This window comes from Barnesiella sp. An22, from assembly GCF_963931395.1.
In the GTDB taxonomy this organism is placed as follows: Bacteria; Bacteroidota; Bacteroidia; order Bacteroidales; family Barnesiellaceae; genus Barnesiella; species Barnesiella merdigallinarum.
On record NZ_OZ007014.1, the window covers coordinates 2,099,327 to 2,124,068 of the forward strand.

The following is a 24,742-nucleotide window of genomic DNA, read 5'->3' on the forward strand; positions in this document are numbered from 1 at the left end:
AACGACGAAAATACACCTTCGATTATGCCACTGTTTACCGAAATATCCGGACAAAACGATTCGGAATGCAAGACGTTAGACACCAAAGGATTGCCTATTCTCGCCTTGCGCAACATGGTATTGTTCCCGGGAGTAGCCATCCCGGTGAACGTAGGCCGCCCCAAGTCGCTGCAACTGGTCAAGGATGCTCAGAACAACCATACCCCCATCGGCGTGGTATGTCAGCGCAATGCAGCCGTTGAAGACCCGGGGCGCGACGACCTGTACGAGGTGGGTGTAATCGGCGAAATCATCAAGATACTGGAGATGCCCGACGACAGCACGACCGTGATTCTGCAGGGTAAGATGAAGCGCTTCAAAATCGACGAAGTGACCGAGACCTTCCCCTACATGCGTGCCAATGTGTCGCTACTCGACGAAATCATGCCCGAACCCGACGACAAGGAGTTTGAAGCGTTGGTATCGGCCATGAAAGACCTGACCTTCGACTTGCTGAAAAACATCGGCGAGCAGGCCAAAGAGTTGATTTTTGCCATTCGAAATATCGACAATGCCCACTACCTCATCAACTTCCTGGGAGCCAATATCCCGCTGACAGCTGCTCAAAAACAGGAACTGCTGGGTATCGACAACATGAAGGCCCGCCTCTTCAAGCTCTACGAGATGCTCACCCAAGAGGCGCAACTGCTGCAAATCAAGGCCGACATCCAGTCCAAAACCCGCGAGGACCTGAACCAGCAACAACGGGAACACTTCCTGCAACAGCAGATACGTACTATCCAGGAGGAGCTGGGCGGCAACATGCAGGACCAGGACATACAGGAGTTGCGCGAACGGGCCGAAAAGAAGAAATGGGATGCCAAGACGGCCGAGATTTTCGAGAAAGAGATGCGCAAGCTCGAGCGGCTGCACCCGCAATCGCCCGACTTCTCGGTGCAGTATACCTACCTCGACACGCTGCTCGAGTTGCCGTGGAACGAGTACACGCAAGACAACTTCAACCTGAACCACGTGCAGAAACAGCTCGACAAGGACCACTACGGTCTCGACAAGGTGAAAGAGCGCATCATCGAACATCTGGCCGTGCTGAAGCTGCGGGGCGACATGAAATCGCCCATCATCTGCCTCTACGGACCTCCGGGCGTGGGCAAGACCTCGCTGGGTAAATCCATAGCCGAGGCACTGAACCGCAAGTATATACGCATCTCGTTGGGCGGTCTGCACGACGAGGCCGAGATACGGGGTCACCGGCGCACCTACATCGGGGCCATGCCGGGCCGTATTATCCAGGGACTCATCAAGGCGAAGAGCTCCAACCCGGTATTCGTGCTCGACGAAATCGACAAGATAGGTAACGACTTTAAGGGCGACCCGGCTTCGGCTCTGCTCGAGGTACTCGACCCCGAACAGAACAACGCCTTCCACGACAACTACATCGACATCGACTACGACCTGTCGAAGATTCTGTTCATCGCTACGGCCAACAATCTCAACACCATATCGCAGCCCCTGCTCGACCGTATGGAGCTGATCGACATCAGCGGATACATACTCGAGGAGAAGGTCGAAATCGGCCGCCGGCACCTGGTACCCAAGCAACTCGAGAACCACGGGTTGAAAGAGGGCGACGTAGTCATACCCAAAAAGGTGATGGCTGCCATCGTCGACCAGTACACCCGCGAGTCGGGCGTGCGCGAGCTCGACAAGAAAATAGCCCGCATCATGCGGAAAATCGCCCGCATGAAGGCCTCGGGCAAGGAGTACAACCACACCCTCTCGCTCGACGACCTGCACGAGTATCTGGGAGCTCAGGAGTACAACCGCGACAAATACGAAAACAACGACTACGCCGGTGTCGTAACCGGGCTGGCCTGGACGGCGGTAGGCGGCGAAATACTCTTCGTCGAATCGAGCCTAAGCAAATCGAAGGGCGAGAAACTCACCCTCACCGGCAACCTGGGCGACGTGATGAAGGAGTCGGCTGTCATTGCCCTGCAATACATCAAGTCGCACGCTTCGCTGCTGGGCATCGACGAAGATGTGTTCGACAAGTGGGCCGTGCACATCCACGTACCCGAAGGTGCCATTCCCAAAGACGGACCCTCGGCGGGTATCACCATGGTCACCTCGCTGGCCTCGACCTTCACGCAACGCAAGGTGAAAGACCACTTGGCCATGACGGGCGAGATTACCCTGCGGGGCAAAGTGCTGCCCGTGGGCGGTATCAAGGAGAAAATTCTGGCGGCCAAACGAGCCGGCATACGCGACATTATCCTCTCGGAGGAGAACCGCAAAGACATCGAAGAAATCAAGGATACCTACCTGAAAGGGCTCACCTTCCACTACGTGAAGAATATCGAAGAGGTGTTGAAGATTGCCCTCACCGACGAAAAGGTAAAAAATGCCATAGAGATTAAATAAGAATAGTGCATTATGAAAGAGTGGAAAATAACCGAAGGATATAAAGTAAAAGAGGGAGAAGTCTCTTGGAACGAACTGAAACGTACGACCGAAAAGACCGCCGAAGAGCGTCGCCCGGCACACCGCATCGTGGCGCTCGACGGCTACGGACTGAACCCCGGCGACCTGTCGTGGGAGAAGATTGAAGCGCTGGGCGACTTCACCGTCTACGACCGCACCGCAGTCGACGAGATTGTGGAACGGGCCGCCGAAGCCGACATCGTACTCACCAACAAGACTCCGCTCAGTGCCGCTACGCTGGACAAGTTGCCCCGGCTGCGCTACATCGGGGTATTGGCTACGGGATACAACATCGTCGACATCGAAGCCGCCAAAGAGCGCGGCATCGTAGTCACCAACATACCGTCGTACAGCACCGACTCGGTGGCTCAAATGGTATTTGCCCACATCCTCAACATAGCCAGTGACGTGGCCACCCACTCGCAGAGCGTGAAGGCCGGCGACTGGGCACGCTGCAAAGACTTCTGCTATCTGAAGAGCCCGGTATTCGAGCTGGCCGGCAAGACCATCGGCATCGTCGGGTTCGGACACATTGGCAGTGCCGTGGCCCGCATCGCCCACGCATTCGGCATGAAGGTACTGGCCAAGACCTCCAAGAGCCGCGAAACCCTGCCCGACTACGTCACCCCCGTCGACTGGGAAACCCTGTTGGCCGAGAGCGACGTCATCACGCTGCACTGCCCTCTCACCGACTCGACCCGCAACCTCGTCAATGCCGACGCCATTGCCCGCATGAAACCGACGGCTATCGTCATCAACACGGGGCGCGGTCCGCTGGTCAACGAGCACGACCTGGCCGAAGCCCTGAACTGCGGCCGCATCAAGGCCGCCGGAGTCGACGTTCTGTCGCAGGAGCCGCCGCGGCCCGACAACCCGCTCGTCGCTGCCCGCAACTGCTACATCACCCCGCACATTGCCTGGGCCACTCTCGAGGCCCGCGAACGGTTGATGCAGATTGCTGCCGACAACATACGGCAATACATCGCCGGGAACATCGTCAACCAGGTAAACCGCTAATCGGTCCGAACAAGATAAAAGGCCCGCTACTCACCCCCATGTGAGCCGCGGGCTTTTTGCATACCTGCTTGTCCGTACACACGAGCCAACAGGACCAAACCGCCACACACTCACAAGACTACCGCTGTTCGACTCTTGTACAATTTGAAAGCATCCAAACCGGGGCAACAAGAAAATTCAAGAAAAATTCGAGACAATTTATCGTCCTTTACAAAAGAATATATAAATTTGTAAGGTACAAACGCTGTTGACCTGATACCTATGAGATATATCGCCCTGCCGGACCAAACAGTGCGCCGCCTGTCGTTCTACCTGGCTATGGAAGAATACATAGCCCGTACGCGAAGCGGCGAAGATTGCTTCTTCATGTGGCAGGTAAATCCTACCGTTATTTTTGGACGCAACCAGTTGATGGAGAATGAAATCAACATGGACTACGTTCGCTCGCACGGCATCCAGTACTATCGCCGCAAATCGGGCGGAGGCTGCGTCTATGCCGACTTCAGCAACATCATGTTCTCCTACATCACCGACGACTTCAACGTCAGTTTCACCTTCGACCGCTACCTGCAACTCATCGCCCGCACCCTGAACAAACTGGGCGTGCAGGCCCTGGCTTCGGGACGCAACGACATCACCGTCGACGGCAAGAAGGTGTCGGGCAACGCGTTCTACCGCGTGGGAGGCCGCAGCATCGTACACGGCACCATGCTCTTCGACACCAACCTCGAGGACCTGATTCTCTCCATTACCCCCAGCAACGAGAAGCTCATCACTAAGGGGGTGGAGTCGGTGCGCAAACGGGTGACCAACCTCAAGGAGTATCTCGACATCGACATCGAGGAGTTCAAGCGCTTCATGCGCACGTCGCTCTGCGACAGCGAGGAGTGCCTTACCCCCGACGACATCGCCCGCATCGGCGAAATCGAAAAGGAGTACCTGAAAGAGGAGTGGATTCTGGGTAACAACCCACGCTACACGTTGGTGCGCCGCGGCTACGGCTCGGCCGGTGAGATAGAGGCCCGTATCGAAATCAAAAACGGCATCGTCAAGGCGCTGAACCTCATGGGCGACTACTTCCCGATAGGCGAAATCGACGAGTTCCTCGACCGCTTCCGCGAGGTGCCCTTCACCCGCGAAGCCTTCGACCGGGTGCTCGACGATACCCCCATCGAGCGCCACATACACCGGCTCGACCGGGCGGCCTTTACCCATATTTTATTCAACGAGCAGAAATAGATTTTATCATAAAAAACACCTGTTGACTATGGAAGATATTTTAAAAACGTGCCTGCATCAGAAACACCTCGATCTGGGTGCCAAGATGATGCCTTTCGGCGGATTTGACATGCCTATTGAATACACCTCGATTATCGAGGAGCACAATGCCGTACGCCACGCCGCCGGCATATTCGATGTGTCGCACATGGGCGAGATACTCATCACCGGCCCCGACAGCGAGCGCTACATCAACTACATTTTCACCAACAACATACGGGGTGCCGAGCCCGGGAAAATCTTCTACGGCATGCTGCTCTACCCCGACGGCGGTACCGTCGACGACCTGCTGGTCTACAAAATGGGCGACGAGCGATTCTTCCTCGTGGTAAACGCCTCGAACATTGCCAAGGATTACCAGTGGATTGTCGAGCACAGCGCCGGCTACAACCTGAATATCGAGAACCAGTCGGACTACTACGGCGAAGTGGCCGTGCAGGGTCCCAAAGCCGAAGCCTGCATCGAAGAGCTGCTGCACCTCGAGGTAAAGGATCTGCAGTTCTACACCTGCAAGGAGATTGAGTGCGACGGCGAAACCATCATCGTTTCGCGCACGGGCTATACCGGCGAAGACGGTTTCGAGATTTACGGCAGCCACGCCTTCATCAACAAGGTATGGGATGTGCTGGTAGGTTCGAAACAGGTACTACCCTGCGGACTGGGTTGCCGCGACACGCTGCGCTTCGAGGTAGGACTGCCGCTCTACGGTCACGAACTCGAAAAAGACATCACCCCCATCGAGGCCGGCCTGGGCATGTTTGTCAAACTCGACAAGGACGATTTCATCGGCAAAGAGGCTATCGCCCGCCAGAAGGCCGAAGGTGCCAAACGCAAAATCGTGGGCATCGAACTGGCCGACAAGGCTATCCCCCGCAGCGGCTACGAAGTCTATGCCGACGGCAAGGTGATAGGCCACGTCACAACCGGCTACAACTCCATATCTACCGGCAAGAGCGTGTGCATGGCCCTTATCGACAGCGCCTACGCCGCCCTGGGTACCGAGGTAGAGATTCACATCCGCAAGAAATTCTTCAAGGGAACGGTCGTCAAGAAACGCTTCTACGAAAAGAACTATAAAAAATGATTTATTGACAAACCTAAAAATAACAAGATTATGAGTACAGTATTGGACGGACTTTATTATTCCGAATCACACGAGTGGTTAAAAGTTGAAGGCGAATTCGGCTACATCGGTATCACCGACTATGCCCAACACCAACTGGGTAGCGTAGTATACGTAGACCTGCCCGAGGTAGACGATGAGCTGAACCAGGGCGAAGAGTTCGGAGCCGTCGAGAGTGTGAAAGCTGCCAGCGACCTGCTGTCGCCCATCAGCGGAACCGTCGTGGAGATTAACGAAGCGCTGGAAGACAAGCCCGAACTGTTGAACGAAGATGCTTTCAACAACTGGATCTGCAAGGTAACGATAAGCGACCCCGAAGAGTTGAAGAACCTGATGGACGCCGAGGCCTACAAAGCTATTTGCGAATAATCGACGGAGGAGGATAAGTACATGTACAAATATTTCCCGCATACCGAATCGGATATTGCCGAAATGCTGGAGCGGATAGGCGTCGCGTCGCTCGACGATCTCTACGCCGAAATCCCCGAAAGCATTCGCTTCGACAAAGACTACAACCTGAAGAAGTCGATGTCGGAAGACGAGGTACGTAACTATTTCAAGGAGCTGGGCAACCTGAACCACCCGCTCACCGTCTTTGCCGGCGGCGGAGCCTATGACCACTACTCTCCCTCGGTCATCGGACAGCTCATCGCCCGCTCGGAGTACCTCACGGCCTACACCCCCTACCAGCCCGAGATTTCGCAGGGAACCCTGCAATACATCTTCGAGTTCCAAAGCATGATGTGCGAACTCACCGGCATGGAGTGCTGCAACGCCTCGATGTACGACGGCGCCACCGCTACGGCCGAGGCCATGCTCATGGCCATCGCCCATGCCAAGAAACGCAACAAGGTAATTATCTCGCGCACGGTGAGCGAACGGGTGATTGCCGTCGTAGAGACCTACGCCCGTTTCCACGGCGTGACGCTCGACTATATTCCCGAGAATGATGGCGTGACCGACAAGGCCGCCATGGAACAGATGCTCGAGGCCAACGACGTGGCCGGTGTCATCGTGAGCACCCCCAACCGCTACGGCATCATCGAGGACTTCACTGGCTTTGCCGAGAGCACGCACGCCCACAAGACTCTCTTTATCGTCAACGCCGACCCCTCGGCCATGGCCGTGTTGAAGACGCCCGGCGAATGGGGTGCCGATATTGCCTGCGGCGACGGTCAGTCGCTGGGCATGCCGTTGAACTTCGGCGGTCCCTACGTGGGTTATCTGGCCGCCTCGCGCGACCTGGTGCGCAAGTTGCCGGGCCGTATCGTAGGCGCTACGAAAGATGTCGACGGCAAACGGGCCTTCGTACTCACCCTGCAGGCTCGCGAGCAGCACATCCGCCGGCAGAAGGCCAACAGCAACATCTGCTCCAACCAGTCGCTCATGGCGCTGTATGTCACCATCTACATGGCTCTCATGGGCAAACGCGGTTTGCAGGAGGTCAACGAGAAATCCTATGCCGGGGCACACTACCTGTGCGACAAACTGCTGGCTACGGGCAAATTCTCGCTCTGCTTCGACAAACCCTTCCTGAAAGAGTTCGCCGTACGCACCACCCTGAACCGGGAGACGCTGATGAAACATCTCGAAGAGAAAGGCTTCCTGGCCGGTATCCCCGTCGAAGGAACCGACGACACGATACTCTTCTGCGTAACCGAAAAACGCACCCGCGAAGAGATTGACAATTTGGTTTCACTAATCGAACAGGAGGGATAAGCCATGAAGTATTACAACAAACTGATATTCGAAATTTCAAAACCGGGACGCGTAGGCTACTCCCTGCCCCAATCCGATTTCGGCAACTATTCGCTGGCCGACCTGCCCCAGACACTGCGGAGAGAGACTCCGGCCGAATTGCCCGAAGTGAGCGAACTCGACGTAGTGCGCCACTATACCAACGTATCGAACAAGAACTTCGGTGTCGAGACCGGCTTCTATCCGCTGGGCTCCTGCACCATGAAGTACAACCCCAAGATAAACGAAGAGATGGCTGCGATGCCGGCCTTCACCACGCTGCACCCGCGGCAGAGCGAAGAGTCGGTACAGGGTGCCCTGCGGCTCTACTACGAGTTGGCCCAGGCATTGGCCGAGATTTCGGGTCTGGCCGAATTCACGCTCAACCCCTTTGCCGGTGCTCACGGCGAGCTGACCGGTCTGATGCTCATGCGTCAGTACCACATCAAACGGGGCGACCTGAAACGTACCAAGGTCATCGTACCCGACAGTGCCCACGGCACCAACCCGGCCAGTGCGGCCGTGTGCGGCCTGGAGATTGTCGAGGTGCCCTCGACCCCCGAAGGAACCATCGACGTGGCCAAGCTCGAACCGCTGCTCGACGACACGATTGCCGGTATCATGATGACCAACCCCAACACGCTGGGTATCTTCGAGAAAGAGATTCCCCAGATTGCCAAGCTGGTACACGGATGCGGCGGTCTGCTCTACTACGACGGAGCCAACCTCAACCCGCTGCTGGGCCGTTGCCGTCCCGGCGACATGGGCTTCGACATCATGCACATCAACCTGCACAAGACCTTCTCTACCCCGCACGGCGGTGGTGGTCCCGGTAGCGGCCCCGTAGGTGTGGCTGCCGCTCTGGTCGACTATCTGCCCCGTCCCCGCGTGGTGAAACACGGCGACCGTTACGCCGTCGAAGGGGGTGCCGACAGCCTGGGCAGCGTATCGGGTTTCTTCGGCAACTTCGGGGTGATGATGCGGGCCTACGCCTATATCCTATCGCTGGGTAAGGAGCAAATCAAACATGTGGGCGAACTGGCCACACTCAACGCCAACTACGTGAAAGAGTCGTTGAAAGATTGCTACTACCTCCCCATCGAGGGCATCTGCAAGCACGAGTTCGTATTCGACGGCCTGCTCGACAAGTCGACCGGCGTCACTACACTCGACGTGGCCAAACGTCTGCTCGACTATGGATACCATGCGCCTACCATCTACTTCCCGCTGCTGTTCCATCAGTCGATTATGATCGAGCCTACCGAGACGGAGTCGAAAGAGACGCTCGACGAGTTTATCGAAGCCATGCGCACCGTGGCCCGCGAAGCCATCGACGACCCCGAAATGGTGAAGAGCGCTCCGCACGTGACACCCGTACGCCGACTCGACGAGACGACCGCAGCCAAGAACCCCATCTTGCGCTTCAAAGATTTGAATTATTAAAACCTCACCTTTACGGAGACCGGGAAGGCGCCCAGCGCTTTCCCCTCTCCGTTTTTTATTTCTTACATGCACATGAACAGCGATATTATCATCATCGGAGCCGGCCCCGGCGGATACGAAACGGCCCTGTATGCCGCCAAGAAGGGACTGAGCGTCACCCTGTTTGAAGAGCGCCGGGTCGGAGGCACCTGTCTGCAAGAGGGGTGTATCCCCACCAAATGCTTCTGTCGCAGCGCCGAGGTGGCCGACACCATTGCCCACTGCGAGGCGATGGGTATCGGGGCGACGGCTCCTACCGTAGATATGGCACGTGTCGTAGCCCGCAAAAACGAGGTGGTGGCCCAACTCACCGCCGGCATCGAGTTTCTGTTGAAAAACAAACTCATCACCTGCATACCCGAGCGGGCCGAACTGCTCGACGCCCACACCGTGAAGAGCGCCTCGGGCGAGACCTATACGGCCCGGCACATACTCATAGCCACCGGCTCTACGGCCAAGATTCCGCCCATCGCGGGGAGTGATCTTCCCGGGGTAGTCACCTCGACCCAACTGCTCGACATCGACCACATACCCTCGCGGCTCTGCATCGTGGGGGCCGGTGTCATCGGGCTCGAGTTCGCCTCCATCTTCCGCAGCTTCGGCAGCGAAGTCACCATGCTCGAGTTTGCCAAAGAGATTCTGCCCAACTTCGACACCGACATCAGCAAACGGCTGAAACAGGTTCTCTCCAAGCGGGGCATCGAGTTCTTCAACCAGGCCGGTGTAAACTCCATCGAGTCGACCGGCTCGGGGCTGACCGTCCGCTACACCTGGAAAAACCAGGAGCACACGGTCGAGGCCGACACGGTATTGATTGCTACCGGCCGGGCCCCTCGCGTCGAAGGGCTGGGACTCGACACCGTGGGCATACACTACTCACCCAAAGGCATCGAGACCGACAACAACCTGCAGACCAACGTGCCCGACGTCTATGCCATAGGCGATGCAAACGGCCGCTGTCTGCTGGCCCATGCCGCCTCGTTCCAGGGACGCAAGGTCATCGACCACCTGCTGGGCCAGGAGAGCGGCATCGACCTCAGTATCATTCCCTCGGCCGTATTTACCCACCCCGAAGCCGGTATGGTGGGACTCACCGAAGAGGAGTGCAAACAGCAGGGCATCGCCTTCACGGCCAAGAAATCGCTCTTCCGGGCCAACGGTAAGGCGGTGAGCATGGGCGAGCCCGACGGGCTGTGCAAACTCATTGCCGACGAAAACGGCCGCATCATCGGCGGCCATATCTTCGGGGCCCACGCTGCCGATCTGATACAGGAGATTTCGGCCCTGATGAACCGCGCTACCACCGTAGCCCAACTGAAAGAGATGGTACATGCACACCCCACCCTCTCGGAGGTGCTGCAAGAGTGTGCCCGGGAATTTTAGGGAATCCCCCTACTCCACAGGATAACGAAAGAGGCTGTATCTATCTTGGATGCAGCCTCTTTCCGTATAAACGTACATAATCGTTCCACCCGAGAAAAGCATGGGTCTAGATTGTTTCTTTCAATAATTTTTTGCTACTTTGTAACTGATATAATATGTAAAGCCTTAATCTGAAAAAGAACACACCTATGGAAGCGACAAATTGTGAAAACATCGGTATAAAAATACAGGTAAGAGAGAATCTGACCGATCCGAGAATAACAAAATTTCTCGAAGAAAAAGATTGGAATTTTTCATTAGACGACTTTGATGCATACCTTGATACCTTAGAGCGACCGCTCTACAATGAACGAGCTCGACAAATTGTAGAATTTCTTGTCAACTATCGCGACGGGATTATATGTCCCGATCGGTACAACAGTTGTGACCCGATAAAATATCCCTTTGACAAGAACGATATATCAGACCCGATTGCCATGCTAAGTTTCCCGGCAGGAGACTTGAATATGAAGAAACTGCGCAAATATCTTGTTCTTATAGATAATGAAGAATTTGGAATAGTTGCCGATCCCGATTATGTGGTTCGTCCCCCTCGGGGAAAATATCCCGAATATATGGGTGTCATCACCTTTGTCTTCTACAAACAATGGAAGATTGACAGGAGTTTTGTGGAACAACTTCTGCGGGACTTTTGCGAGTACCTGAAAGCCGACTACGGTATTATGTATGACGATAAAACGGGCGAAGTCCTGCTCGATCTCTTCGGCAATGCCGAGAAAAACATCTACGAAGAGAAATGGAAATCACAAAAAGAGACCGAAGAATACTTCAACAACCTCATGCAAAAGGCATTGGCCAATCAGCAGAGCCAGGAACAGGAAATCGCCGACCCACAAAACCAGGAACAGAAACCTGCGATACAGAATGTAACAGATACGAGTAACCCCAATCTGAAAAAAAACACACTTATGGAAGCGACAAATTGTGAAAACATCGGTATAAAAATAAAGATAAAAGATAACCTGACCGATCCGAGAATTTTGGAGTTCATCAAGGAGAAAAATTGGACGTTCTCGTTAAAAGACTTTTATACATTCTTGGATTCCTTGGAACGACCGCTCTACAATGAACGGGCTCGACAAATTGTAGAATTTTTTGTCAACTATCGCGACGGGATTATATGTCCCGATCGGTACAACATTTGTGACCCGATAAAATATCCTTTTGACAAGGACGATATATCAAAACCGATTTCCAAGTTAAGTTTTATTTCGGGAGGCCTTTATCTAAAGAAACTGCGCAAGTATATTGCTCTCATAAGGAATGAAGAGTTTGCAATAGTTGCCGGTCCTGACGATGATATAGTTCGTCCCCCTCGGGGAAAATATCCCGAATATATGGGTGTCATCACCTTTGTTTTCTACAAACAATGGAAGATTGACAGGAGTTTTGTGGAACAACTTCTGCGGGACTTTTGCGAGTACCTGAAAGCCGACTACGGTATTATGTATGACGATAAAACGGGCGAAGTCCTGCTCGATCTCTTCGGCAATGCCGAGAAAAACATCTACGAAGAGAAGTGGAAATCACAAAAAGAGACCGAAGAATACTTCAACAACCTCATGCAAAAGGCCTTGGCCAATCAGCAGAGCCAGGAACAGGAAATCGCCGACCCACAAAACCAGGAACAGAAACCTGCGATACAGAATGTAACAGATACGAGTAACCCCAATCTGAAAAAAAACACACCTATGGAAGCGACAAATTGTGAAAACATCGGTATAAGAATACAGATAAGAGAGAATCTGACCGATCCGAGAATAACAAAATTTCTCGAAGAAAAAGATTGGAATTTCTCATTAAAAGACTTTCATACATTTCTGGATTCCTTGGAACGACCGTTCTACAATGAACGGGCTCGACAAATTGTAGAATTTTTTGTCAACTATCGCGACGGGCTTATATGTCCCGATCGGTACAACAGTTGTGACCCGATAAAATATCCCTTTGACAAGAACGATATATCAGACCCGATTGCCGAGCTAAGTTTTCCGGCAGGAGACTTGTATATGAAGAAACTGCGTAAATATCTTGTTCTTATATACAATAAGTCATATGCTATTATCGGAGATGGAGGAGTGGAAAAAGTCTTACGTCCCAAACGTGTCTTACCGGAATATATGGGTGTCATCACCTTTGTTTTTCACAAACAATGGAAGATTGACAGGAGTTTTGTGGAACAACTTCTGCGGGACTTTTGCGAATACCTGAAAGCCGACTACGGCATCATGTATGACGATAAAACGGGCGAAGTCCTGCTCGATCTCTTCGGCAATGCCGAGAAAAACATCTACGAAGAGAAGTGGAAATCACAAAAAGAGACCGAAGAATACTTCAACAACCTCATGCAAAAGGCCTTGGCCAATCAGCAGAGCCAGGGACAGGAAATCGCCGACCCACAAAACCAGGAGCAGAAACCCGCGATACGGCAACAGGAGCCCGGCAAACAGCCACCGATTTTATGCTTATGTGTACAGGTCAAGCCCAACCTGACCGACCCGCGATTTGTAGAGTTCATGCAGAACTGGGACTTTGATAGGGCCAAATTAAATACCTTTTTACACGACCTGTGGGAGAAAAGTCATAACGAGTATGCCGAGAAGATAATCCGTTTCTTCTGCACCTATAAAGACGGATTTATTTGCCCCGACAAATATGGCTACTACGCCACCATGGGAAAAGAGTTTGATGCCGACCATATAGAGATACCCGTGGCCTGGTTGAGTTATCCCGGCGTGCGCCTGCACCTGTCGAAGAAGCGCATGTATCATGGCTCTATCATCAGCGATTACTGGTACACCATTACCAATGGCTGCGACATAAAAAATCCCAAGAAGGTAACTCCCCAATATGTAGGGATATTGACCAACGAACTGGTGAAGTCGAGAGCGCAGATTTTTGGCCAGTTTCCCGACTACATGGGCACCATATTGATTTGGACCATGAAGAGGAGCAAGCTGGATATGGAACGATGCAAAGAGCTGCTGGTCGATTTGTGTACCTATATGGATACCGACAGCGGGGCGATAATCGACGAAGAGACCGACCAAATCATCTTCAATGTCGAAGAGGTTCTGGAGAAAAAGCCAAAGCCTCGCAACAACTGGCTGTCGTGGCTTCTGAATCCCTTTAAGAAAAAAGACGACCTGAAGTCATAGACTCATAAGAACAGAAAGCAAAAAACAAGAGGGGCTGCATCGGTTGCGATGCAGCCCCTTGTCTTATCAGTCTGTGATAAGATTATTTCATCACTTTGGCAACCGTGTTACCGGCTTTTACAATATAGGCACCGGCAGCGGGCAAGGCGATTTCGTTCTCACCTTCCACACCCTCGACACTCATAACCAGTACACCGGCCATGTTGTAAACGGCAATTGTAGCCGGTTTCTCAAGAACAACGTGCAGATTGTCGTGTACGAAAATCTTGTCGTTGCTAACTTGTACACCTTCTACACCGCTTTGGCCATCTACATCAATCAAATTTGAAATATTGGAAGCATCGGTAACTTGACCGGTGGCCATATTGACATTCAAGGCAAATACACCATAGAAGAAATTATCAGTTACCCCTTCGGACATTACATCTCTCTCCATCGTAAATACCTGAACCGATGTACCCGTGGTCGTGGCATAATCATGGAAAGCCATAAACTCAAGACCGGGAGCAAGAGTTTGTGATACAACGAATTCATTAACCTTTATATCACCTGTATTCTCCGAAGCCATCGTATATAAGAAAAGTCCCGATTCTTCAGTCAACGGAAGATCTGGAACCGAATAACTTCCTTTCAACCCGCCATCTTCCAAAGTCAGGTCACCCAAAGCATAAGCTTTGCTTTCACCATTTTCATCATAATAATACCCTATATAAACCTTATCACCGGTATTACCCTCTAGACTGAGACTGAAATGGATATTCCCGGTTTCACCACCAGCCGTCAAATCCAACGGGGGAGTATCCAACTCGCAACCCTCTGCAGCTGCGGCAGGGAGAATAACAGACTGATCGCCCAACTTACCATCGATCAATACCCACTGAGAACGGTAGGTACTACCATTAAGATAGTTGGTAATCGACTCATCACTTGCCTCTGCGAAATAGAAATCTTCATACAAAGCACAATATTCAACAGAATCGGCAGCCGTAGTAAATATTCTATATGTATCTACTTCGTAATAATTAGCTCCCGACACAGCATTCCAGTTAGCTACAAAATAAGAAGGTGTTACATTTGTAGCAGGGAGAGCTTCAGGTGCCGTCAAAGCAGCAACTTGTGCCGGTTTTTTGGCAATACGTTTTTGATTCTCCTTAATAAAATCAAATTTGGTTTCAGCAGTACCCGGTAAAGTTCTGCTCAACGAGGACTTTTCAATCTTCTCGAGGGCTACTTGTTTAACCGGAGTCAAGCGATTCATCGGTTCAAATGTTTGGGCAAAGCCAACATTTACACACAAGGCCGTAGCGGCCAAAACAAAAGTAAATTTTTTCATACCACTTTTTTTAAGTTACTACTTTGGGGTCAAAAAATATGTACACAAATGTAATAATATTTTGATAAATAAAGTCATTTTTCTAATAAAAATCTATTAAAAATTTCATTTTGAAAATGATTACACCCCTGCAAATTTTAATCTCAAAGCAGATGATATTTCCACAACAATCTGTTTAACAGAAAAATACAAATCGATTGTGTTGATTGACAACAGGCCACAAAAAACGGAGCGTACCGACAATACAATTTATCGGGACCACAACAGATGACTGCCACACTCGTAGAAAAAGAGAGGGAATGTCGCCGAAGGAAGAGCTTGCGAGGGGTTTAAAAAAGGAAAGGTTGTCTCACGACAACCAATCTTCATTAACCTTAAATCTAATACTATGAAAAACACATTGCAAATGTATGAATTTTCTGAGTCGACGACAAGAAAATCAACTCAAAAACGAGAGTATACAACTTTATTTATTATTTAAATACAATATTTTAGCAAAATAGAATCAAAAACAACCAACTCTAACCTATTTTTGCAGCATTGAAAAAAGTAAGAGCTCGACGAACCATTATCGTCAAGAAATCGCTATCTTCGTGCACCCAAACGAAAAGAGATGATAGACCAGGCAACCATCGATAAAATTATGGCCGCGACCGACATCGTCGATGTCGTATCCGACTTCGTCAGCTTGCGCCGGCGCGGAGCCAACTATTGGGGGTTATGCCCGTTTCACGACGACCGGTCGCCCTCGTTCAGCGTATCGCCGTCGAAGGGGGTTTGCAAATGTTTCAGTTGCGGCAAGGGTGGCAGCGCCATACACTTCATCATGGAACACGAACAGCTCTCCTACTACGAAGCGCTGAAATACCTGGCCAAGAAATACAACATCGAGGTTCATGAAAAGGAGCTGACCGACGAAGAGCGTCAGAAACGGAGCGAACGCGAAAACATGTTTGTCATCAACACCTTCGCTCAAGAGTTCTTCAGCAAGTCGCTGCTCGAGACCGACGAAGGCCGTTCGGTGGGTCTGGCCTATTTCAAGGAGCGGGGCTTCAACGAAGACATCATCCGCAAGTTCGGGCTGGGATATTCGCCCGAAAAGCGCGACGCCCTGGCCGTGGAGGCCCAGAAACGGGGCTATAAAATCGACTATCTGCTCAAGACGGGGCTCTGCCGCGAAGGGCAGAACGGCCGCATCTACGACCTCTTCTCGGGCCGGGTCATGTTCCCGGTCTACAGCGTATCGGGCAAGGTGGTCGCCTTTGGCGGACGCATCTTGAAGTCGGGGGTGAAGATAAGCAAATACTTCAACTCGCCCGAATCGGATATTTACCACAAGAGCGACGAGCTCTACGGCATCTACCAGGCCAAGCGGGCCATCGAGAAAGAGCGGCGCTGCTATCTGGTCGAGGGGTATACCGACGTGCTGTCGATGCACCAGTCGGGTATCGAAAATGTCGTAGCTTCGTCGGGTACGGCACTTACCCACGGACAGATACGACTCATTCACCGCTTCACCGACAACATCACGGTGCTCTACGACGGCGATGCTCCGGGCATCAAAGCCTCGTTGCGAGGTATCGACCTGCTGCTGCAGGAGGGGCTCAACATCAAAGTGGTGTTGCTGCCCGACGGCGAAGACCCCGACTCTTTCTCCAAGAGTCAGAGTGCCGAGTCGTTCACCCGTTATATCAAGGGACACGAGACCGATTTCATTCGGTTCAAGACCCAACTGCTGCTCGAAGATGCCGGCGAAGACCCCATCAAACGGGCTGACATCATCTCGAATATCGTCGAGAGCATCTCTCTCATTCCCGATGCCATTGTCCGCTCGGTCTACGTGCAAGAGTGCAGCCGCCTGTTGCAAATCGACGAACAGGTACTGCTGTCGGAGCTGAACAAACGCCGCCAGAAACGGGCCGAACAGCAGTTCTCGCGCGAGCGCTACAATCAGGAGAGGCAATCGGCCGCCACGACGAACGCCCCGAAATCGGGAAACACAACAACCGCCGCACCGGCCAACGGCAACGAAACTCCCCCACCCCCTTCGCTGGCCGATATGCCGGCACCGGCCGAAACACCCGAAGCCGTCCCCGTCACCAACCACACGCTGTCGCAACGGATGGTACAGCAATCGCCCCTCGAAAAATACGAGCGGGAGATTATCCGCTATATCGTGCGCTATGGCTACCGCAACCTGTTCGAATTGCCCGACGGGTCGTGGCAAAAGGTGTGGGAATACATCGTCGAAGAGCTCTCGATCGATAGTATCGAACTGTGCAATCCGCTGTACAAGCATATCGTAGAACTAACAGCCGAACAGCGGGAATACGAAGCTCAACAAGTAGCCGCCTTGCGAACCGAACTGCAGGTGAAGGAACAAAAACTGGTCGACGAAGCCATCGAACAGATACGCCTCGAAAGCGGCGATATTGCCGACAAACAACGGAAAGAGGCCGAAGCTCAAACACGTATCGCCCGCGAGATGGAAGAAGAGTTGCAAACCTTCGAAACCAATTTTCTCGAACGCTATTTCACGACCCATCCCGACTCCTCGATCAGCATGCTTGCCGTCGACCTGGTGAGCGAGAAATACCAGCTCAGCAAAGTACACACCAAATTCCAGAAGGTAGAACTGGAGGCCGATCGTCTGTGGGAGCTTATTCCACGGGCCATCTACGAGCTGAAAAACGCCATTCTCGAGCAGTCGATCAAGCAGATACAGGAGCAAATCAAAGAGGCCTCGCGCAACAAGGACGAGCAACGGATAATCGAGCTCATCGAGCAGAACGTCGAGCTCAACCGGGTGAGAACAGCGTTGGCCAAGCAGATAGGCGACCGTATCGTATCGCCGAGATAAAAAAGATATTCAATATTTATTTATCGAAAAACAATAAAATTTTATCATTTTACTTGTTTAATTCAAAAAATATACGTTCCTTTGTCTCATCAATCATATACCTATTGTCAAAACACTATGTACTATCTCGAAGCCAATCACATTGTCAAACAATATGCTTCACACCGAGCACTCGACGATGTCACCGTGCGCGTACCCCGCAACGGCATCTATGGCCTGCTGGGGCCCAACGGAGCCGGTAAAACGACCCTGATTCGTATCATCAACCAGATTACCGCCCCCGACGAAGGCGAAGTTCTCATCGACGGCCGCCCGCTACACCCCTCGGATGTCGAGCACATAGGCTATCTGCCCGAAGAGCGAGGCCTCTATAAAAAGATGAAGGTGGGCGAACAGATTCTCTACCTGGCCCAATTGAAAGGCATGTCGCGACAAGCTGCCAAAGAGAGCATGAACTATTGGCTGGGCAAATTCGACATCCGCGGTTGGGAAAAGAAGAAAATAGAAGAGCTCTCCAAAGGCATGCAACAAAAGATACAGTTCATCACCACGGTGATGCACAACCCGCAACTGCTCATCTTCGACGAGCCCTTCAGCGGATTCGACCCCGTGAATGCCAATCTGCTCAAACGCGAGATTCTCGAAATGCGCGACAAGGGTGCCACCATCATTTTCTCGACTCACAACATGGGTTCGGTCGAGGAGTTGTGCGACGAGATTACCCTCATCAACCGCTCGCACGCCGTGCTGCAAGGCAAGGTCAACGACATCCGCGAACAGCACAAGAAGCATCTCTTTCAGGTCGAAGTACAACAGGGCGAGTTGCAAAGCAACGACCTCTACGAAATTACCGAGGCACGGACCATCGCCCGCGGCCACGCCTATACCCTGCGCAAGCGCGACCCGCACATGAGCAACAACGAGCTCATCGGGCTGCTCACGCAACAATGCCAGATAGCCGGATTTGAAGAGATACTGCCCACGATGAACGAAATCTTTATCGATACCGTTGGCGAGTCGGCTCTGGAAGAAAAACAAAACGCTTAGCTAAACACACTGCATCATGAGTAAAATATCGCTTATCATAGAACGCGAGTACCTCACCCGAGTTCAAAAGAAATCGTTCATCCTGATGACGATTCTCTCCCCCATCATCATGGTGGCCCTCGTCTTCGCACCCATCTGGCTCTCCAAGCTCTCGAGCGACGAGACCCGCCTCATTGCCATCATCGACCAGACCGGCCTGTACAAGGATATTTATCACGATACCGACGAGTATCACTACACGTATACCCAAGGGACCTTATCGCCCGACCAGATGCGGGTCGACGGCGACGAAAGCACCATGCCCTATGCCTATGTCATCATCAAGGACAACCTGCTCGACAATCCTCAGGGCATGACCATCTATTCGCAGAAACAGATTACCTCCAGTTGCGAGCTGAACATCATCTCGCAGATGGAAGATTACCTCAAGGACGAGAAACTGCTCTCGTACAATATCCCCGACATCAAGCGCATCATCGACGAGTCGGACATCAATCTCCAGGTCGACACCATCCGGCTCGAAGAGGATGGGGCCGAGACCCAGACCTCGACCGAGTTCGTGACGATTATCGGCATGGTTATGACACTGGTCATCTACATGTTCCTCATGCTCTATGGCGGACAGGTGATGTCGAGCGTCATGCAGGAGAAGACCAACCGCATCGTCGAGGTGATGGTATCGTCGGTCAAACCGTTTGAACTGATGATTGGCAAAATCGTCAGCATCGGGCTGGTAGGGCTCACCCAGTTGGGCATCTGGATTATCTTCCTGGTGGGCATATTCCTCTCGGCCGGTGCCTACTTCTCGTTCAACGGAGGTGTTGATCCCGCCCAAATGAGCGACATGGCCGCCATGACCACTACGATGAACGGTGTCGACGCCACTCAACTGTCCGGCGACATGGGCGCCATGGCCAAAGTACAGCAAATGCTGGGGAGCATCAACATCACCCAGTTGCTCGTCAGCTTCGTGTTCTTCTTCATCGGCGGGTATATCCTCTATGCCTCGCTCTTCGCCGCCATCGGGTCGGCCGTCGACAACGAGTCGGACACGCAACAATTCATGGTACCCATCACCTTCATCATCATCTTTGCCCTCTATGCCGGCATCTTCAGTGCCGAGAATCCCGACGGACCGCTGGCCATGTGGTGCTCGATGATACCCTTTACCTCGCCCATCGTCATGATGGTGCGTATCCCCTTCGGGGTATCGACCTGGGAGCTGGCCCTCTCGATGGTTATCCTCTACGGCTCGGCTATCGGGCTGGCCTGGGTAGCCGGCCGCATCTACCGTGTGGGCATACTCATGTACGGCAAGAAACCCAGCTATAAAGAGATGATTAAATGGACACGTTATAAAGCCTGAGCAGTATGAAAACGGTACGAAATTTCATAACTCTGCTATGCGCCGGTCTGCTGATGCTCTCCTCTTGCGCCGGTAGTAAATATGTAGTGGAGAAGAATCCCACAAAGCACAACCCCGTCGATGAAATCGAGTGGTTGAAGGAGCGGAAGAAAACTCTTTCGCAGACCGAATGCCGCATCACCCTCTACGAGAAAGAGGGGGCGCTCTACTACGTCGTCTATATGCCTACTCCCGGAGCCTTCGACAAAAACACCACTACGGTCTACGACAGTGAGGGCAAGATGTGCCTCAAATACGGAGGCCTCATGCCCCCGGCCCGTCGGGAAGCGGTCCGGCAGTTTTTCGAAGGTGCCGTCGACAAAGGGGTTATCTGGGAATGCCGCCTGCGCGAACAGGCTGCTGCAACCAATCCCCAGCCCTGACAAATACGACTTTTACAGATTACACACAATAACAAGCGTGGCAGAGGCCCGAGAGGGTCGCTGCCACTTTCCTTTTTTAAATGTCCTTATAACTCCGGCAAAGACTACCGCAGCTCAAAATCGTCGGCATCCTTCCATACGGGGAACTTCTCCCGGAACCGACGCACCTTCGACAAGTCGAGTTCGACCTCGAGCACCTGCTCGGCAAAGGGTTCGGTCTCGGCCAGAATCTCGCCCTTCACCCCTACGGCCATCGTATCGCCCCGATAGACCATTGCGGTAGCATCGTTGCCGGTACGGTTCACCCCGCACACATAGGCGGCATTCTCGATAGCACGAGCCACCAGCAGACTGCGCCAGGCATAGGCCCGCGACTGCGGCCAGTTGGCCACCACCAGCATCAGGTCGTACTCGTTGTTCACATTGCGGCACCACACCGGGAAACGCAAATCGTAGCACACCTGCAAGGCGATATTCCACCCCCGATAATTCACCACGAGCTTGTGGTCGCCAGCTGCAAAATGACGCCCCTCCTCGCCCATGCGGAAGAGGTGACGCTTGTCGTAGTAGTGCGGAGTACCGTCGGGAGTAACCAAAAATCCGCGGTTGTAGCACACTTCACCCTCCCGGGCCATGAAGCTGCCTGCCACAGCCAGATTGTACTGCCGAGCCCACGAAATCAAAGCCTCGACCGTCGGACCCGAAACCGGCTCGGCCAACTCTTCGGCCCGCATCGAGAAGCCCGTGGTAAACATCTCGGGGAGCACCACCAGGTCGCAGCGCCCTGCGAGCCGCTCCAGCATCGCAGCACAACGCGCCCGATTCTGTACCTTATCCTCCCACACAATATCGGTCTGCACCAAGGCGACCCTCAACAATTCGTTCATCTCAATCGTGTTTATACAAAAAAGCCGAGCAGACCAGCCAGCCCGCTCGGCTCATACAAAATTTACTTACAATCCGGTTATGAAATTCTCGGGCTTGCGGGCATGAAACGCCTGGTAATACGACTTGATGGCCCGCATGTCGGCCTCGACATCGCCCGTAGGGGTAAAGGTACGCTCGATACCCACCCGCTTCTCCTTGTAGTCAATATAGGCCAGCACGATGGGAACCCCCGCCCCCTGAGCAATGTAGTAAAAACCCTTCTTCCAATCGGCATTGGGCTTACGGGTAGCCTCGGGGGTAATGGCTATCGCAAAGCGTTCGCGTTCGTTGAATATCGCCACCAGTTGCGACACCATATCGGTACGTCTGTCGCGCGACACAGGCACCCCGCCCATCGAGCGGAACAGGGCACCGAGAGGCGGGAAAAACCACTCTTTCTTCATCATGAATCCGGCAAAGCGCCCTATCGACAGATAGGCCAGCTTGCCGATGATGAAATCCCAGTTGCTCGTGTGAGGCGCCACGCAGATGACACACTTAGGATAATCGGGCAGCGTGACCACTACCCGCCACCCCAGAGCCTTCAGCACGAAGGAACTCAGGACCCGCTTCATCCTACCCATTAGCCGTTAAGGGCAGCCAAATCTTCGAAAACACCGTCGATAGCCTTGTCGAAGTCGGCACGCAGTTTTTTGTAATAGACTTTCACCTTCTTGGGATCCTTGTCGCCGTTGGCACTTACACGGCACAGAAAATCGTCTTGAATATTGGCGATTTTACCCATCAGCTCATCGAGCTTGTCGGCATCGACACCGGGCACATAATATTTATTGAACAGACACTCGGCCAGCAATTCACCGGCGATGTAGTTAATCTCTTTTTTCAATGTTCTTTTGTTAGCCATAGCTTATCTATTTTAAATTTACGCTGTAGCAAAGATAACAAAAGGATAGCGCAGAGGCAAACAGGAAAGTTTGACTATGCCGAACCGCATCCTATTTTCGTGTAACAAAGATAAGGAAAGGAGTGCGGAAAGGCAAACGAAAGGCGCAGTTTTTTCAGGTAAATTGAATTTCGAAGATTACGAAAACCTTTCTTTCCTCCTTTTATAAGACATCATCAACGAATAGTATGGAATAACGCATACCCTCGATAAATACAATAGACATAGAATTGAGAATCGGGCTCTTGTTTTTTATATCCTTTATAGAACAGATACAACTTTTGCAATACAAAAGATTTCCTTTCCCGATCAGAGAGCACAACCGATTTTTACTCCACGGGTCATCGTTTTATCGTGATAAGAATTTGCAAAAAATTTTTTTTATCGCTGTGTTACAAAATATTTTCTCTAAATTTGCACTCTCCATTCCCCAAGAAACAACAGGGAATGATTTTACAGTAATGGAAAAACAACTCGTACCTGATTATATTTTTGAAGTTAGTTGGGAAGTTTGCAACAAGGTAGGCGGGATTTACACGGTGCTCTCTACCAAAGCAAAGACTCTGCAAAAACAATATAAGGATAAAGTCATCTTTATAGGCCCCGATGTCTGGGGCGATAAACCCTCACCCTATTTTACCCGCTCGAAAACGCTATTGAAAGAGTGGCAACGTGAGGCATGTCTGCCGCAGAACATGAAGGTAAAGGTGGGCCGCTGGAATGTACCGGGTCGCCCTATCGTGATTCTGGTAGACTTCAAACCGCTCTATGCCTACAAAAACGACCTCTACGGCGAGATGTGGAACCGCTATGGCGTAAACTCGCTGCCGGCCTATGGCGACTACGACGAGTCGTGTGCCTTTGCCTACGCCTCGGCGCTGGTTATCGAGAGCTACTACAAGTTTATCCATGGCGAGAAATACAACGTCGTGGCCCACTTCGACGAATGGATGACCGGCATGGGGCTGTTGCATATCAAATACACCCTGCCGCAGGTGGCTACCCTCTTTACCACACATGCCACCTCGATAGGTCGCTCGATTGCCGGTAACGGCAAACCGCTGTACGACTATCTGGCCGGCTACAACGGCGACCAAATGGCCGAAGAGTTGAATATCGTATCGAAGCACTCGCTGGAGAAAACGGCGGCTATCGAGGCCGACTGTTTCACAACGGTGAGCGAAATCACGGCCAAGGAGTGTACCCAACTGCTGGACCGCAAACCCGACATCGTAACCCCTAACGGATTCGAACGGAATTTCGTTCCCTCGGAAGAGGTTTACAAGGAGCGTCGCAAAGTGGCCCGCCAACGGCTCTTCGACATCACCGAAGCGCTCACGGGCGAACGTCCCGACAAAAACGCATACCTGATTGCCACCTCGGGACGCTATGAATACAAGAATAAGGGTATCGACCTCTTTGTCGATGCGGTTAAACGCATAGCCAAGAGTCCCGACCTGGAGCGCGAAATCGTAGCCTTCGTACTGGTGCCGGCTTGGATTGATGTTCCCCGGGCCGATCTGCAAGACCGGTTGAAAAGACAGGCTCACGAGACTACCCCCCTGCCCGAACCCTTTATCACCCACACCCTGCACAACTACGACCAGGACAGTGTGGTGAACCAGATACACTATCTGCATCTCGACAATCAGGCCGGCAGCCGGCTGAAGATTGTCTTCATCCCGTCGTACCTGACTGGCGACGACGGCATTGTAAATCTGTCGTACTACGACCTGCTTATCGGCCTCGACGCCACGGCATTCCCCTCGTACTACGAACCGTGGGGCTACACCCCGCTCGAGAGTATCGCCTTCGGGGTGCCCACCATCACGACCGACCTCTCGGGATTCGGCCAATGGATCAACAGCCGCCAGGAACAGGGGTTGAAGAAATCGGGCGTAAAGGTGCTGCACCGCAGCGACTTCAATTTCGTAGAGGTATCAGAAGAGCTGGCCGACACCATCCTTGCCCTGAGCCACTGCGGAAAGGCACAACGCGAAAAAATATCGCAGGCAGCCACGGCCGTTTCGCTCGAAGCCGAATGGAAAAACTTTATTACCTACTACACGGAGGCCTTCCACATAGCGCTGAAAAAGTCGGCTCTGCGAAAGCCCTCGGACAACTCGGATAACTCGGATAATTTAATGTAGAAAAGACTTAATAA

The 24,742-nt window shown here is 52.4% G+C and carries 18 protein-coding genes; 14 read left to right on the plus strand and 4 right to left on the minus strand.

Annotated elements, in window-relative coordinates:
• Positions 1-24: 24 nt before the first annotated feature.
• From lon to ABGT88_RS08695, 9 genes are all read left to right on the plus strand, one after another.
• Positions 25-2,421, plus strand: coding sequence for an endopeptidase La (gene lon, locus ABGT88_RS08655; RefSeq protein ID WP_346702851.1), 2,397 nt, complete (start codon positions 25-27; stop codon positions 2,419-2,421).
• A 12-nt stretch (positions 2,422-2,433) separates the two neighbouring features.
• Positions 2,434-3,498: a D-2-hydroxyacid dehydrogenase gene (locus ABGT88_RS08660; protein ID WP_087407352.1), complete on the plus strand. Its 1,065-nt coding sequence runs from the start codon at positions 2,434-2,436 to the stop codon at positions 3,496-3,498.
• Positions 3,499-3,759: 261 nt separating this feature from the next.
• Positions 3,760-4,737, plus strand: coding sequence for a lipoate--protein ligase (locus ABGT88_RS08665; RefSeq protein WP_346701567.1), 978 nt, complete (start codon positions 3,760-3,762; stop codon positions 4,735-4,737).
• Between the two features lie 28 nt (positions 4,738-4,765).
• Entirely contained in the window at positions 4,766-5,860 is a 1,095-nt protein-coding gene (gcvT, locus tag ABGT88_RS08670; RefSeq protein ID WP_300130491.1) for a glycine cleavage system aminomethyltransferase GcvT, read from the plus strand.
• A 30-nt stretch (positions 5,861-5,890) separates the two neighbouring features.
• The gene (gene gcvH / locus ABGT88_RS08675) at positions 5,891-6,268 is read left to right on the plus strand and encodes a glycine cleavage system protein GcvH (protein ID WP_087407349.1); all 378 of its coding nucleotides are present in this window, start codon (positions 5,891-5,893) and stop codon (positions 6,266-6,268) included.
• A 21-nt stretch (positions 6,269-6,289) separates the two neighbouring features.
• Positions 6,290-7,618: an aminomethyl-transferring glycine dehydrogenase subunit GcvPA gene (gcvPA, locus tag ABGT88_RS08680; RefSeq protein WP_087407348.1), complete on the plus strand. Its 1,329-nt coding sequence runs from the start codon at positions 6,290-6,292 to the stop codon at positions 7,616-7,618.
• A gap of 3 nt (positions 7,619-7,621) precedes the next feature.
• The gene (gene gcvPB / locus ABGT88_RS08685) at positions 7,622-9,079 is read left to right on the plus strand and encodes an aminomethyl-transferring glycine dehydrogenase subunit GcvPB (RefSeq protein WP_087407347.1); all 1,458 of its coding nucleotides are present in this window, start codon (positions 7,622-7,624) and stop codon (positions 9,077-9,079) included.
• Between the two features lie 72 nt (positions 9,080-9,151).
• Positions 9,152-10,501 carry a dihydrolipoyl dehydrogenase gene (gene lpdA / locus ABGT88_RS08690; RefSeq protein WP_346701570.1) on the plus strand — a complete coding sequence of 450 codons (1,350 nt, stop codon included), beginning with the start codon at positions 9,152-9,154 and terminating at the stop codon, positions 10,499-10,501.
• A 506-nt stretch (positions 10,502-11,007) separates the two neighbouring features.
• Entirely contained in the window at positions 11,008-13,719 is a 2,712-nt protein-coding gene (locus ABGT88_RS08695) for a hypothetical protein (RefSeq protein WP_346701572.1), read from the plus strand.
• 82 nt (positions 13,720-13,801) lie between these two features.
• Here ABGT88_RS08695 and ABGT88_RS08700 read toward each other — a convergent pair whose 3' ends face one another.
• Entirely contained in the window at positions 13,802-15,052 is a 1,251-nt protein-coding gene (locus ABGT88_RS08700) for a hypothetical protein (RefSeq protein WP_087407344.1), read from the minus strand.
• A gap of 613 nt (positions 15,053-15,665) precedes the next feature.
• Between ABGT88_RS08700 and dnaG the strand changes: the two genes are divergently transcribed.
• From dnaG to ABGT88_RS08720, 4 genes are all read left to right on the plus strand, one after another.
• Positions 15,666-17,912, plus strand: a complete 2,247-nt coding sequence (dnaG, locus tag ABGT88_RS08705) for a DNA primase (protein WP_346701574.1) — start codon at positions 15,666-15,668, stop codon at positions 17,910-17,912.
• A gap of 117 nt (positions 17,913-18,029) precedes the next feature.
• On the plus strand, positions 18,030-18,959 hold the full coding sequence (locus ABGT88_RS08710) for an ABC transporter ATP-binding protein (protein WP_087407342.1): 930 nt from the start codon (positions 18,030-18,032) through the stop codon (positions 18,957-18,959).
• A 16-nt stretch (positions 18,960-18,975) separates the two neighbouring features.
• Positions 18,976-20,325 (plus strand): ABC transporter permease, encoded by a 1,350-nt coding sequence (locus ABGT88_RS08715; protein WP_346701576.1) that lies wholly within the window; start codon positions 18,976-18,978, stop codon positions 20,323-20,325.
• 5 nt (positions 20,326-20,330) lie between these two features.
• Positions 20,331-20,747: a hypothetical protein gene (locus ABGT88_RS08720; protein WP_346701578.1), complete on the plus strand. Its 417-nt coding sequence runs from the start codon at positions 20,331-20,333 to the stop codon at positions 20,745-20,747.
• 104 nt (positions 20,748-20,851) lie between these two features.
• On the opposite strand, the gene ABGT88_RS08725 is transcribed toward ABGT88_RS08720, so the two are convergent.
• From ABGT88_RS08725 to ABGT88_RS08735, 3 genes are all read right to left on the minus strand, one after another.
• Entirely contained in the window at positions 20,852-21,634 is a 783-nt protein-coding gene (locus ABGT88_RS08725; RefSeq protein ID WP_346701580.1) for an amidohydrolase, read from the minus strand.
• A gap of 66 nt (positions 21,635-21,700) precedes the next feature.
• Entirely contained in the window at positions 21,701-22,249 is a 549-nt protein-coding gene (locus ABGT88_RS08730) for a lysophospholipid acyltransferase family protein (protein WP_346702853.1), read from the minus strand.
• Between the two features lie 8 nt (positions 22,250-22,257).
• Entirely contained in the window at positions 22,258-22,539 is a 282-nt protein-coding gene (locus tag ABGT88_RS08735) for a hypothetical protein (RefSeq protein ID WP_300130476.1), read from the minus strand.
• 500 nt (positions 22,540-23,039) lie between these two features.
• On the opposite strand from ABGT88_RS08735, the gene ABGT88_RS08740 reads away from it, so the two are divergent.
• Positions 23,040-24,728, plus strand: a complete 1,689-nt coding sequence (locus tag ABGT88_RS08740; protein ID WP_346701582.1) for a glycosyltransferase — start codon at positions 23,040-23,042, stop codon at positions 24,726-24,728.
• The last annotated feature ends 14 nt before the right edge of the window (positions 24,729-24,742 follow it).